This is a genomic window from Pseudomonas sp. PAGU 2196, from assembly GCF_022179005.1.
Taxonomy (GTDB): Bacteria; Pseudomonadota; Gammaproteobacteria; order Pseudomonadales; family Pseudomonadaceae; genus Aquipseudomonas; species Aquipseudomonas kermanshahensis.
On sequence record NZ_BNTL01000001.1, the window covers coordinates 232578 to 245186 of the forward strand.

The 12609-nt window shown below is 64.1% G+C and carries 15 protein-coding genes; 9 read left to right on the plus strand and 6 right to left on the minus strand.

Annotation, left to right across the window (positions count from 1 at the left end):
- The first annotated feature begins 36 nt into the window (after window positions 1–36).
- From MFF34_RS01095 to MFF34_RS01110, 4 genes are read left to right on the plus strand one after another with little or no spacing between them, the layout of a single operon-like run.
- The gene (locus MFF34_RS01095) at window positions 37–597 is read left to right on the plus strand and encodes an antibiotic biosynthesis monooxygenase (RefSeq protein WP_099455299.1); all 561 of its coding nucleotides are present in this window, start codon (window positions 37–39) and stop codon (window positions 595–597) included.
- Window positions 598–629: 32 nt separating this feature from the next.
- On the plus strand, window positions 630–1376 hold the full coding sequence (gene folM, locus MFF34_RS01100; RefSeq protein WP_238209656.1) for a dihydromonapterin reductase: 747 nt from the start codon (window positions 630–632) through the stop codon (window positions 1374–1376).
- Between the two features lie 9 nt (window positions 1377–1385).
- Window positions 1386–1682 carry a DUF1244 domain-containing protein gene (locus MFF34_RS01105; RefSeq protein ID WP_027595249.1) on the plus strand — a complete coding sequence of 99 codons (297 nt, stop codon included), beginning with the start codon at window positions 1386–1388 and terminating at the stop codon, window positions 1680–1682.
- Window positions 1675–2016, plus strand: coding sequence for a HopJ type III effector protein (locus MFF34_RS01110; RefSeq protein WP_238209658.1), 342 nt, complete (start codon window positions 1675–1677; stop codon window positions 2014–2016). The genes MFF34_RS01105 and MFF34_RS01110 overlap by 8 nt, the downstream gene beginning before the upstream one ends.
- Before the next feature lie 39 nt (window positions 2017–2055).
- Here the strand turns inward: MFF34_RS01110 and MFF34_RS01115 are convergent, their stop codons facing one another.
- From MFF34_RS01115 to MFF34_RS01125, 3 genes are all read right to left on the minus strand, one after another.
- Window positions 2056–2964, minus strand: a complete 909-nt coding sequence (locus tag MFF34_RS01115; protein ID WP_238209660.1) for an alpha/beta fold hydrolase — start codon at window positions 2962–2964, stop codon at window positions 2056–2058.
- A gap of 176 nt (window positions 2965–3140) precedes the next feature.
- On the minus strand, window positions 3141–4352 hold the full coding sequence (gene fabV, locus MFF34_RS01120) for an enoyl-ACP reductase FabV (RefSeq protein WP_238209663.1): 1212 nt from the start codon (window positions 4350–4352) through the stop codon (window positions 3141–3143).
- A gap of 119 nt (window positions 4353–4471) precedes the next feature.
- Window positions 4472–5335: a LysR family transcriptional regulator gene (locus MFF34_RS01125; protein ID WP_238209665.1), complete on the minus strand. Its 864-nt coding sequence runs from the start codon at window positions 5333–5335 to the stop codon at window positions 4472–4474.
- Window positions 5336–5470: 135 nt separating this feature from the next.
- Here MFF34_RS01125 and MFF34_RS01130 point away from each other — a divergent pair, with 135 nt between their 5' ends.
- From MFF34_RS01130 to MFF34_RS01145, 4 genes are read left to right on the plus strand one after another with little or no spacing between them, the layout of a single operon-like run.
- On the plus strand, window positions 5471–6511 hold the full coding sequence (locus tag MFF34_RS01130; RefSeq protein ID WP_238209667.1) for an agmatine/peptidylarginine deiminase: 1041 nt from the start codon (window positions 5471–5473) through the stop codon (window positions 6509–6511).
- Window positions 6508–7404 (plus strand): N-carbamoylputrescine amidase, encoded by an 897-nt coding sequence (aguB, locus tag MFF34_RS01135; RefSeq protein ID WP_238209669.1) that lies wholly within the window; start codon window positions 6508–6510, stop codon window positions 7402–7404. The genes MFF34_RS01130 and aguB overlap by 4 nt, the downstream gene beginning before the upstream one ends.
- Before the next feature lie 2 nt (window positions 7405–7406).
- Window positions 7407–8492 carry an extracellular solute-binding protein gene (locus MFF34_RS01140; protein WP_238209670.1) on the plus strand — a complete coding sequence of 362 codons (1086 nt, stop codon included), beginning with the start codon at window positions 7407–7409 and terminating at the stop codon, window positions 8490–8492.
- A gap of 18 nt (window positions 8493–8510) precedes the next feature.
- On the plus strand, window positions 8511–9620 hold the full coding sequence (locus MFF34_RS01145) for an agmatine/peptidylarginine deiminase (protein ID WP_238209764.1): 1110 nt from the start codon (window positions 8511–8513) through the stop codon (window positions 9618–9620).
- A 22-nt stretch (window positions 9621–9642) separates the two neighbouring features.
- Here the strand turns inward: MFF34_RS01145 and MFF34_RS01150 are convergent, their stop codons facing one another.
- Both MFF34_RS01150 and MFF34_RS01155 read right to left on the minus strand, forming a co-directional pair.
- Window positions 9643–10182, minus strand: coding sequence for a cytochrome b/b6 domain-containing protein (locus MFF34_RS01150; protein ID WP_238209672.1), 540 nt, complete (start codon window positions 10180–10182; stop codon window positions 9643–9645).
- Entirely contained in the window at window positions 10179–10445 is a 267-nt protein-coding gene (locus MFF34_RS01155; RefSeq protein ID WP_099430430.1) for a PepSY domain-containing protein, read from the minus strand. Before MFF34_RS01155 ends, MFF34_RS01150 begins: the two co-directional genes overlap by 4 nt.
- A 210-nt stretch (window positions 10446–10655) precedes the next feature.
- Here MFF34_RS01155 and MFF34_RS01160 point away from each other — a divergent pair, with 210 nt between their 5' ends.
- The gene (locus tag MFF34_RS01160) at window positions 10656–11834 is read left to right on the plus strand and encodes an acetyl-CoA C-acetyltransferase (protein ID WP_238209674.1); all 1179 of its coding nucleotides are present in this window, start codon (window positions 10656–10658) and stop codon (window positions 11832–11834) included.
- 48 nt (window positions 11835–11882) lie between these two features.
- Here the strand turns inward: MFF34_RS01160 and MFF34_RS01165 are convergent, their stop codons facing one another.
- Window positions 11883–12602 (minus strand): SDR family oxidoreductase, encoded by a 720-nt coding sequence (locus tag MFF34_RS01165; protein ID WP_238209683.1) that lies wholly within the window; start codon window positions 12600–12602, stop codon window positions 11883–11885.
- Window positions 12603–12609 lie beyond the last annotated feature (7 nt).

A 12609-nucleotide genomic window follows, 5' to 3' on the forward strand; every position in this document is an offset into this window, starting at 1 on the left:
CAGCTACCCGCCAGCCCCGTCGCCAGGAGATACACGATGTCTACCCCACCCGTCACCCTGATGGTGTCGCGCCGCGCCGCCCACGGCCGCTACCAGGACCTGCTGACCTGGCTCCATGAAGGCGAGCAACTGGCCACCGACTTCCCCGGCTACCTCGGCTCCGGCATCCTCGCACCACCGCAAGACAGCGATGAATTCCAGATCATCTTCCGCTTCAGCGACGAACCTACCCTGCACGCCTGGGAGCACTCCGCTTCGCGCAAGGCCTGGCTGCAACGCGGCAACGGGCTGTTCGAGCGCCCCAAAGAAGCGCGTGTCAGTGGTATCGATGACTGGTTTGGCACCCATACAGTGCAAAAACCGCCGCGCTGGAAGCAGGCCGTCGCCATCTGGCTGGCTTTTTTCCCCGTGTCATTGCTGTTCAACCTGTTGTTCGGCCATTGGCTGGCAGGCCTCGACCTGGTACCCCGCGTGATGCTCAGTACGCTGGCCCTGACGCCAGTGATGGTCTACCTGTTCATCCCCCTCTCCACCCGCTTGCTGGCCGGCTGGCTGAACCCTGCCGCGCCCACCCCTGCAGCGCTGCGCAGCCGCTGAGGGCTGGTCTACAAGAGGGAAACAGTTCGGGTATGCTGGGCGGCAACGAAAGGACAGACAAGTTGACCGCCCCGAACATGAACAGCCCAATTCTCGTTACCGGAGCCAGCCAGCGCGTCGGGCTGGCCCTTGCCCTCGACCTGGCCCAAGCCGGCCATACCGTGATCAGTGCCAGCCGCAGCCTCCAGCCGCAGTCCGCACACCCCAACATCGTGCAGTTCCAGGCTGACCTGTGCCTGGCCGCCGACCGCCAGGCGCTTATCGACTACCTGCAAGGCAACTACGACGGCTTGCGCGCGATCATTCACAACGCATCGCTGTGGCTCGACGATGGCCTGGCCAACCTCGACACCATGTTCCGCCTGCACGTCGAAGCGCCCTACCACCTCAACCTGGCCCTGGGCGAGATGCTCGGCAAGGCCGGCAGCGTGGGCAAGGCCGACATCATCCACATCTGCGACGAAACCTCTTCGCGTGGCAGCAAGAGCCACATCGGCTACGCCGCCACCAAAGCCGCGCTGCAGAACATGGTGCTGTCGTTCGCCGAAAAATATGCGCCCAAGGTGCACGTCAACGGTATCCTGCCTGGGCTGCTGATCCTCAAGGAAGGGGGCGATGAAGCCTACCGCCAGCAGACCTTGAAAAAGGCCCTGCTGGAATTCGAACCCGGCGCCGGCCCGCTGATCGAGACGGTCCAATACCTGCTCGAAAGCCAGTACAGTACCGGTAGCCAGGTGGTCATCAACGGTGGCCGCCACCTGAAGAATCGCATGACCTGAGAGAAGCCCATGACCCCGCAACAACAGCTCGAGCTCGAAGCCGCCGCGTTCCGGCGCCTGGTCGAACACCTGCAGAAACGCACCGACGTGCAGAACATCGACCTGATGAACCTGTCCGGTTTCTGCCGTAACTGCCTGTCCAAGTGGTACAAGGCCGCGGCCGACGAGCGCCAGGTCGACCTGAGCCTGGATGACGCCCGCGAAGCGGTGTACGGCATGCCCTACGCCGAGTGGAAAGCCCAACACCAGAAAGAAGCCAGCGCCGAACAACAAGCGGCGTTCGAAAAAGGAAAACCTCGTGACTGATCTGAACACCCTGCGCGCCAGCCTGGCCAGCGGCGAACACGTCTTTGCCGACACCTTGGCCTTTATCACCGCCCACTACAGCTACCAGCCGCAGGCCTTCAACAACGGCGGTGTGGAAAACGCCGCTGGGCAGAACGAAGGCTCGTGCAAGACCCTGGGCCTGGCCCTGCTGGAAGGCTTGAGCGATGAAGAGGCCCTGTTGGCCTTTGGTGAGCATTATCGCGATGTCGTGGCCACGCCAGAGGGCAGTGACCATGGCAATATCCGGGCGCTGATCGAGCATGGCCTGGCGGGTGTGAAATTTACCGCGCAGCCGCTTTCGCGCAAGGGTTGAGATTGCTGGGGCCGCTGTGCGGCCCCAAAAATCTCAACATCATTCGATGATCTTCCCGGCCACCTGCCCCGGCAACTCACCGCGCTGCAGCCACGCCAGCGCAATCGGCCACAAGCGCTCGCGGAAGCGGTCATGGAAAAACGCGAAATGGCCTATTTCCTCGACCGAGATATCCACAGGCGCAATGCGCAGGTGCTGACGCTCTGCCCCCTGCAAATACCCTAGCAACCGCTCTGTCGCCGCCACGGTGCCGAATGGGTCATCGGTGAGGCTGATCGCCAGCGTCGCCGCCCGGACGTGCGCAAACGGCACCCTCTCCAAGCTGCGCCCGCTTGGCCGGTGCTCGTAGCGTGGCGTACGGGTAGTCCAGTCATGCACCACGCCCGCCGGGGTGTCCTCCATCCAGCCCAGGCGCTTGCCGGGGAAGTAGCCGAAGGCGTGGGTCAGCAAGGGCATCACCACATGCCATTTGCCGAACAGCCGCCAACGCTGATCGGCCGCATAATCGCGCCAGTAGGCGAACTGCGCGCCCACCATCACTACCCGCCTGACCCGGCCAGCAGACGGCGCCAACCCCACTGCACAACCGCCAAAGCTGTGCCCCACCACGTCGATGGGCTGGCCGGGGAATGCCTGTTCGGCGTGTGTCAGCATGGCTTCGAAGTCCAACTGCCCCCAGTCGCTCCAGGACGCCTGAAAACCACGCAGTGTTGGCGGCCGAGATTCGCCGATGCCGCGGTAATCGTAGGTGAGTACATCGCAGCCCTGGGCAAACAGGTAGTCGGCAAAACGCGCGTAGTAGCGGCAACGCACCGAAGTGGCGGCGTTGATGATCACTAGCGGGCGCTGGGGATTGGCCTGGGCGTGGCGCCAGCAGAAGCCGCCGAGGCTGTAGCCGTCGGCTGCGGTGTGGCGAAAGGCGGTGGCGGGTTGGGTGAGGCTGCTCATGGCGCACATCCTGTTGTTGTGCGCCAACGCTAGCAAAAAAATCGGGGGCTGTGCCGGCCTCTTCGCGGGGCAAGCCCGCTCCCACAGGTCTCCACGGCTCTTTGGCTCAGTGGATATCCTGTGCGGGCTTGCCCCGCGAAGAGGCCGGTACAGCCCCCGACTTTTTTCAGCCTTGCTTACAGCTCAATGCAGTCGAACTGTACGTCGGTAGCCACGTCTTCGTCGTAGTTGACGTCAGCGCGCTCGAAGCCGAACAGGTTGAGGAACTGCTTCTTGTAACCGGCATAGTCGGTCAGCTCGAACAGGTTCTCGGTGGTGACTTGCGGCCACAGCGCCTTGCAGGCGGTCTGTACGTCGTCACGCAGTTCCCAGTCGTCCAGGCGCAGGCGGCCTTTCTCGTCGACCTCAGCCGCAGCGCCATCGGCGCGGTACAGGCGATCACGGTACATGCGGTCCAGTTGGTCCTGGGTACCTTCGTGCACGCCTTTCTCCTGCATGATCTTGAAGACCATCGACAGGTACAGCGGCATCACCGGAATGGCCGAGCTGGCCTGGGTGACCACCGACTTCAGCACGGCCACGTTGGCGCCGCCTTTGACTTCGCGGGCCAGTTTCTGGTCCAGGCGCAGTGCGGTGTCGTCCAGGTCCTGCTTGGCCTGGCCCAGCGCGCCGTGCCAGTAGATCGGCCAGGTGATGTCGCTGCCGATGTAGCTGAAGGCCACGGTGCGGGCGCCTTCGGCCAGCACGTCGGCACCGGCCAGGGCATCGATCCACAGCTGCCAGTCCTGGCCACCCATGACGGTGACGGTGTCAGCGATTTCCTGCTCGGTAGCCGGCTCGATGCTGGCCTCGATGATGGTGTCCTTGTTGGTGTCGATGGCGGTCGACTTGTACGGTTGGCCAATTGGCTTGAGCGCCGAACGGATCACTTCACCGGTCTGCGGCAGCTTGCGCACCGGGGACGCCAGGGAGTAGATGACCAGGTCGACCTTGCCGCCCATTTCGTTCTTGATCAGCTCGATGACCTTGGCACGGGCTTCATCGGAGAAGGCGTCACCGTTGATCGACTTGCTGTACAGGCCCTCGGCCTTGGCGAACTTGTCGAACGCGGCAGAGTTGTACCAGCCAGCGGTACCGGCCTTGGTCTCGGTACCTGGTTTTTCGAAGAACACGCCCAGGGTGTCGGCCTTGAAGCCGAACGCTGCGGTAATGCGCGCTGCCAGGCCGTAGCCGCTGGAAGCACCGATCACCAGGACCTTCTTCGGGCCATCCTCGCGCACGCCCAGCTTGCGGGTGGCTTCGATCTGGTCACGGACGTTGAGCTCGCAGCCCTTCGGGTGGGTCGTGGTGCAGATGAAACCGCGGACCTTAGGATGAATGATGGCCAATGTCTGTACCTCGTCAGGTTTATGCCAGGGAAGCGCCGCCACGGGCGATTCCGATTGATCAGAGGGTGAGACTACCCCCGCAGGTTATCGGACACATCTTACGGGGTGTTTGAGGGGATTCAAAACGGCGCTTGCTGCGTCAGCTGGCCTTGCAACCACTGCAAAAACCGCTGCGCCAATGGATCGTCCTGGCTGTCGCGGTGCACCAGGCAGGCCCACGCTGGCCCCCGCACCTGCTGTTGCGATAGCGCTTGCAAGCGCCCCTGCGCCACCGCCCGCCGGGCCAGCAGCTGGCTGACCAGCGCGATACCCAGCCCTTCACAGGCGGCATCCAACAGCAACCCCGGGTCGGAGAAGTTAAGCCCCTTGCCCTGCTGCCCCACGTCTTCACCGCCCTCCAGTTGCCAATGGCTCCAGTCCATTTCCCGCTCACCGTGCAAGGTAGTGCGTGCCGTCGAAGACACCAGAGAAGGGTGGCAGGCCGGGTACAACGTGTCCTGGTGCAACACGCTGAAACTGCATTCGGCCTGGGCGCTCAGGTCGTCGCGGATGGCAAGGTCGATGGTCTCGGTCGCCATGTCCGGCACCTCGAAACTGGTGAACAGCCACAGGTCGACCTCCGGGCAGCGCTGATGAAAGTCGGCCAGCCGCGGCAGCAGCCAGTGCCGGGCAAAGGCCGGGCTGGTGTTGACCACCAACTGATTGGGCTTGCGGTACTGCTCGAGGCGGCGGATGCCCACGGCCAGGTGCTGCAGCAGCGACTGGGTGGTACTGAGCAGATCGTGCCCGGCATCAGTCAGGCTCACACTGCGGCCGCTGCGATGGAACAAGGGTTGTTCCAGGTAGGTTTCCAGGCTGCGGATTTGCTGGCTGATCGCCGATTGAGTGAGGTTGAGGGCCTCGGCAGCCTTGTGGAAGCTGCCAAGCCGCGCAGCGGCCTCGAAGCCCCTGAGGGCATTGAGGGGTGGCCAGTGTTTGAGCATGATCGATAAGCCTTGCTAATCAGATGTGCGCTAAATCTATCGTTTGTCGCTGAACGTTCCTAGCCATAGCATGACAACCAACACCCGCGACGGCGGGCTTCGTTGATAAAAATCCTTAATAGATCGGAGTTCTCTATGGACCTGTCCCTCGACAGCGGCTGGCGCATGCCCGCCGAATGGGCCCGCCACGCAGCCACCTGGATGATCTGGCCGCACAACCAAGCGCTGTGGGAAAGCGGCTGGCACGTACGCCTGGCCGATGTGCAGCAGGATTACGCCCGTGTGGCCGCCGCCATCGCCCGCTTCGAACCGGTGAAAATGGTGGTCGACCCGTCTGCCGTTGAAAGCGCCCGTGCCCTGTGCGGCGCCAACATCGAGCTGATCGAGCTGACCGTCGACGACAGCTGGTGCCGTGACAGCGGCCCAAGCTTCATCTGCCATCCGCAGCACGGCCTGGCCGGCCTGAGCTGGCGCTTCAACGCCTGGGGCGGCAAGTCGCAACACGGCCGCGACCGCAGCCTGGGCCGGCGCATGCTCGATCACCTGGGGCTCGATGGCTTCAGCACTGCGCTGTGCAATGAGGGCGGTGCCATTCATGTGGACGGCGAAGGCACCCTGATCACCACCGAATCGGTGCTGCTCAACCCCAACCGCAACCCCGGCATCAGCAAGGCCGAATTCGAAGCCTGCTTTGCCCGCTACCTGGGCATTCGCAAAACCATCTGGCTGCCTGGCGACCCGCAGTACGTCACCGGTGACATGACCGACGGCCATGTCGATGGCGTGTGCGCCTTCGCTCGCCCCGGCGTGCTGCTGGTCGATGCCACCCATGAGCAACGCTCGGTGTATGCCGAAGTGGCGCGGGAAAACCGCCGCGCCCTGGCGCTTGCCACCGACGCGCAAGGCCGGCCTTTCGAGCTGCTCGACCTTTACGAAGCCAGCGCTGCGGTCGACCAGGACGCTGAAGTGTTCTGCGCGTCCTACACCAATTTCTACATTGCCAACGGCGCAATCATCATGCCGGCCTACGGCATCCCTGCCGACCAGGAGGCTGCCGCGCAACTGGCCGTTGCCTTCCCCGGCCGCGAGATCGTACCGGTACGCATCGACCACATCGCCCACGGCGGCGGCGGCATCCACTGCATCACCCAGCAGCAACCCGAGGTGCGACCATGAGCCTGCTGCGCATCGCCACCACCCAGATGCCATGCGCCTGGGACCTGCCCGCCAACCTCGACCGCGCCGAACAGCTGGTGCGCCAGGCCGCTGCCAAAGGCGCCCAGGTGATTCTGCTGCAGGAGCTGTTCGCCACCCCGTACTTCTGCATCGAGCAGGACCACCGGCACCTGGCATTGGCCCAGCCCTACCCCGACAGCCCGATCCTGCAGCGCTTCGCCGCGCTGGCCAGAGAGCTGGGCGTGGTGTTGCCATTGAGTTGGTACGAACGGGCCGGCAATGCCTTTTTCAACGCGCTGACCGTGGCCGATGCCGACGGCCGCCTGCTCGGGGTTTACCGCAAGACGCATATTCCCAATGCCATCGGCTATCAGGAGAAAGAGTACTTCAGCCCTGGCGATACCGGTTTCAAGGTTTGGGATACGGCGTTCGGCCGGCTGGGCATCGGTATCTGCTGGGACCAGTGGTTCCCCGAAACGGCCCGCTGCCTGGCCCTGCTGGGCGCCGAAGTGCTGCTGTTCCCCACCGCCATCGGCTCCGAGCCCGGCGCCGCGGAGCTGGACTCACGCGATCATTGGCAAATCGCCATGCGCGGGCATGCTGCCGCAAACCTGCTGCCGGTGGTCGCGGCCAACCGCGTGGGCCGCGAAGTGGCCGCCAGCGATGACACCCTGGCGATGCAGTTTTATGGCTCATCGTTTATCTGCGACCACAAGGGCGCATTGCTCACCGAAGCCGACCGCGACAGCAGCGGCATCTGGCTGCACGACCTGGACCTTGGGCGCATGCGCGAAGACCGCCTGACCTGGGGCATCTACCGCGACCGCCGCCCGGACATGTACGCGCCGTTGCTGACCCTGGACGGCCACCACCCCCATGTCACGAGGGCCTGAACATGAAGCTGCTACCGCTGGCTGCACTTGCCCTGGCGCTCTGCGCCAGCCAGGCACAGGCTGAACAACCGACCCTGCGCTTGTACAACTGGGCCGATTATTTTGCCGAGGACACCCTCAAGCAATTCACCGCCGAAACGGGCATCCAGGTGATCTACGACGTCATGGACGGCAGCGAGGTGCTCGAAGCCAAGCTGATGTCCGGGCGCAGCGGTTATGACCTGGTGTTCCCCGGCGACACCGTGGCCGAGCGGCTGATGCGCGCCGGCAGCCTGCAGCCGCTCGACCCCAGCCGCCTCGAGGCCCTGGATGACATCGAGCCCGGCCTGCGCGCGCTGCATGCCCGCTACCCCAAGGCCAGCCAGGCGACAGTGCCCTACACCTGGGGCACCATCGGCCTGACGGTGAATGCCGACAAGGTCCGCCAACGCCTGCCGAACGCGCCGCTGGACGACCTCGACCTGTTGCTGAAACCGGAGCTGGCGGCCAAGTTCGCCGACTGCGGCATCTCGATCATCGACTCGCCAGACGAAGTGCTTGCCGTGGTCCTCAACTACCTGGGCCGGGAGCCGCGCAGCGCCAAACGCGAAGACCTGGCCGCCGCCAGCGAGCTGCTCAAGGCCATCCGCCCCTATGTGCGCAAGTTCCAGTCGCAACCGGTGACCGAGCTGGTCAACGAAAACCTGTGCCTGTCACTGGGCTACAGCGGCGATGTGATCCAGGCCCAGCGCACGGCCGAGGCCGCCGGCAAGGCGATCGACTTCCAATACCGCGTGCCGCGCCAAGGCACCACGGTGTGGATGGACACCATGGCCATCCCCGCCGATGCCAAACACCCGGAATACGCCTATCGTTTCATCAACTTCGTCATGCGCCCGGCGAACATGGCGGCCATCAGCAACTTCACCGGCTACCCCACGGCCAGTGCCAAGGCGCGCCAGGCCGTCGAGCCACGCATGCGCGACAACCCCGACATCTACCTCGACGAAGCCACCTATGCCCGGCTGATACCCGGCCGGGACATTCCCCAGGCCGACATGCGTGCGCGCATGCGGGTGTGGACACGCTTCAAGACTGCACAGGACTGAACCATGCCACGTAGTGCCATGCCAAACCGTAGAACCTTCCTGCAACTGTCGCTGGCCGCAGGGCTGGGGGCCAGCCTCGGCCTGCCGCTGGGCCTGGCCCGCGCCGAGGCGCCGGAGCGCTGGTTCATGCCTGATGAGGGCGAGCCGCAGCAACGCGCCTTTATCGCCTTCGGCGCCCAGCCGGCGATCTGGGAAGATTTCACTACCGACGTCCAGGCCGCTCTGGGCCGCATCGCCCAGGCCATTACACGCTACCAGCCGCTGACGGTGTTTTGCCGCCCCAGCGAACTGGCGCTGGCCAAGCAACACTGCGCCAGCCCCCACACCCAATTCGTGACCTGCGAGCTGGATGACATCTGGATGCGCGACATCGGCGCCAACTTCGTTGTCGACGATGACGGTGCTTTGGCCGCGGTCGATTTCAACTTCAACGGCTGGGGCAACAAGCAGCGCCACCGCAACGATGCCCTGCTGGCCAAACGCGTCGCCACGCTAGCCAAGGCCCACTACCAGCGCAGTGAACTGGTGGGTGAAGGTGGCGCCATCGAGGTCGATGGCCATGGCACCGGGATCATGACCGAAAGCAGCTGGGTAAACGCCAACCGCAACCCCGGCTGGAGCAAAGCCGAGGTGGAAGCCGAGCTCAAGGCGCGCCTGGGGTTGAGCACGATCATCTGGTTGCCGGGTATCGCCGGTGAGGACATCACCGACGGCCATGTGGATTTTTATGCGCGCTTCGTACGGCCAGGCGTGGTGATCGCCAACCTCGACAACGACCCTGAGTCTTACGACCATGCCGTAACCCGCAAACACCTGGAGATTCTCAAACAGGCCACTGATGCCGAGGGCCGCCGACTGCAAGTCCACGTGGTCTCGCCGCCGATGCGCGGCCGGCGCAACAGGTTCAGCAAGGGCAACCCGGACTTTGCGGCAGGCTATATCAACTACTTCGTCATCAACGGCGCGGTCATTGCGCCGCAGTTCGGTGATGCCCAGGCCGACGAGAAAGCGCGGGCGCTGCTGGCGTCGCTCTACCCGGACCGGGACATTGTGCAGTTGGACATCGATGCCATCGCGGCAGGGGGTGGCGGCATCCATTGCGTGACCCACCAGTGCCCGGCGGTGTAGGTGCTCGCGCAGCGCCAAGCACTCACTGATCGTCCGGCAATCGACGCCTGCCGGTCAGCATCGAAAAGGGCAGGTTCTCGCGCAGGCGCAGGCTTTCGACGATCGCCGCCAGCACGTGCACGCAGACTAATGCCAGCACCGCGTCGGCCAGGAAGCTGTGCAGGCTCATCGGCCAGTCGGCGCCCCACAGGGCGTCGACCTCCTGCGACGCCCAACCGGTCAGGCCCAGGCCCGCGATCCCGGTCAGCATCAACAGCATCACCAGGGCGCCAATCGGCGAATGCCCCAGGCGATGGTAAGGCTGCCCACGTACCAGCGCCCGGGTGTGGGCGGCCAGGCGCGCCGGGGTCGGCCAAAAGTCGGCCCAGCGCGCGCTTTGCGGCCCGACAAAGCCCCAGACCAGGCGAAATAACACGCACGCCAGCCCGTAGTAGCCCAGCCACTGGTGCCAGTCGTCGCCCTCTTCATTGAAAAAATAATCCGCGAAAAACACCGTGGCCAACGACAGGTGGCACAGCCGCAGGAGGGGGTCCCACAGCTGCACCGTGGCATCAGCCTTCAATCTTCGTACTCGGTCTTGACTGCCTTGCCGCTGACCGGGTCATGGTAGATCTCGACCTTACGGCCATCCTTGTCGAAACCGTAGATTTCGTAGCAGTTGCCTTTGGTGACCTTGAACTTATTGATCTTGTAGCCCTGTTCCTTGAGCTGGGCCTGGAATTTTTCCGGGTCTTGCCACGTGCTTTTATCTGCTGTGGTGCATTGGGTGGCGGCGAATGCTGTGCTGCTGCCGATCAGGAGGGTGAGAGCGATCAGGATGCGCATGGACATGAGCTCCGTTACGTTGAGTGAAACAGCACGACATCCAGCTTAGACCCAGGGCCAGCGGCTTGCATAAGCGCAAGCGTGTCCGCGTCATTCATTTGTTTTCCAGATCAATCCAAAAGAAAAACAAACTTAACAAATCAACCAAACCCACCGATGCTGACGGCATCCTGCCCTCGCGGCGCTCACCCTTGCACGGAGAACAACAACATGAACGACGTGGTCATCGTCGCCGCCACCCGTACCGCCATCGGCAGCTTCCAGGGCGCCTTGGCAACAGTGCCCGCCGTCGACCTCGGCGCCGCCGTGATCAAGCGCCTGCTGGAACAGACACAACTGGACCCAGCCCAGGTCGACGAGGTCATCTTCGGCCAGGTGCTTACCGCCGGCGCTGGCCAGAACCCGGCCCGCCAGGCCGCGATCAAGGCCGGCCTGCCCTTCAGCGTGCCCGCGCTGACGCTCAACAAGGTTTGCGGCTCGGGCCTCAAGGCCCTGCACCTCGCTGCCCAGGCCATCCGCTGCGGCGACGCCGAGGTGGTGATTGCCGGCGGCCAGGAAAACATGAGCCTGGCCCCCTACGTCATGCCTTCGGCGCGCACGGGCCAGCGCATGGGCCACGGCCAGCTGATCGACAGCATGATTACCGACGGCCTGTGGGATGCCTTCAACGACTACCACATGGGCATTACCGCCGAGAACCTTGTGGATAAGTACGGCCTCAGCCGCGAGCAGCAAGACGCCTTCGCCGCCGAGTCCCAGCGCAAGGCCGTGGCCGCGATCGAGGCGGGCCGTTTCAAGGACGAGATCACCCCCATCGTGATGCCGCAGAAAAAGGGTGAGCCCAAGGTCTTCGAACGCGACGAACAGCCCCGCCCGGACACCACCGCCGAATCGCTGGGCAAGTTGCGCGCAGCCTTCAAAAAGGACGGCAGCGTCACGGCTGGCAATGCTTCCAGCCTCAATGACGGCGCCGCCGCCGTGCTGCTGATGAGCGCCACCAAGGCCAAGGCCCTGGGCCTGCCGGTGCTGGCCAAGATCGCGGCCTATGCCAGTGCTGGCGTAGACCCGGCGATCATGGGCATTGGCCCGGTTTCGGCCACCCAACGCTGCCTGGACAAGGCTGGCTGGCAGCTGGCGGACCTGGACCTGATCGAAGCCAACGAGGCCTTTGCCGCGCAGGCGCTGGCGGTGGGCAAAGCGCTGGAATGGGATGCGGCGCGGGTGAACGTGAATGGTGGGGCGATTGCGCTTGGCCACCCGATTGGGGCATCGGGGTGCCGAGTGCTGGTGACCTTGCTGCACGAGATGATCAAGCGTGATGCGAAGAAAGGGCTGGCCACGTTGTGCATTGGCGGTGGCCAGGGTGTGGCGTTGGCGATCGAGCGCTGATCAGTCATTGATGCCAGCAGGCCCCGCGAAGAGGCCGGGCCTGCTTACTCAGAACCGCTCATCGGCAATGGCCGGCAAGGTCAACTCGCGCACATAACTTGCCGCCGACAGCTCTAGCATCGTCCGCACCATCAGCACCACATCGTGCAGCGGAATCAACCCGCCCTCCCCCCGCGCCGCAGCGTCGGCAACTGGCACATTTAAGCCATCCTCGGTGTTCAGGTAACCCAAGTTCAGGCACGTCACACCCAGGCGCTGATCGCGATACCCCTCGCGCAAAGCCTCGGCAATGCCGCGCAGGGCGAACTTGGACGCAGCAAACGTCACTTCAGGGCGCCCGCTCTGCGGCAGGCCTGAAGTGGAACCGGTAAGGATGATCCGTGGCTTCTCGCTTTCCAGCAGCATCGGCAGCAAGCGCTTGATCAGCAGGATAGTGGCCGTGATGTTGCAGTCGACCATACGTTGCAGCTCTGGGTCGTGATCGTCCAGGAAGCTGTAGTGTTCTGAAAACGCCTCGGCCTCCCACAGCCCGAGGTTGTAGATGAGGGTATCCACGCCTCCCTCGGCCAGCGCCTGGGCAACGGCCTCGACGGCGGCAGCCGGCTGACCGAGGTCGGCCGCAATCCACTGCACCTCAACCCCCTTGCCGACCACCACCCCTTCGGGGCGCGAGCGCGACACACCTATCAGCGTATCGCCCGGCTTGCCTAGCCCTTCCATGAAGGCCTTGCCCAGCCCCTTGCTGGCGCCGACTACCAGAACTCTCATCGCATCA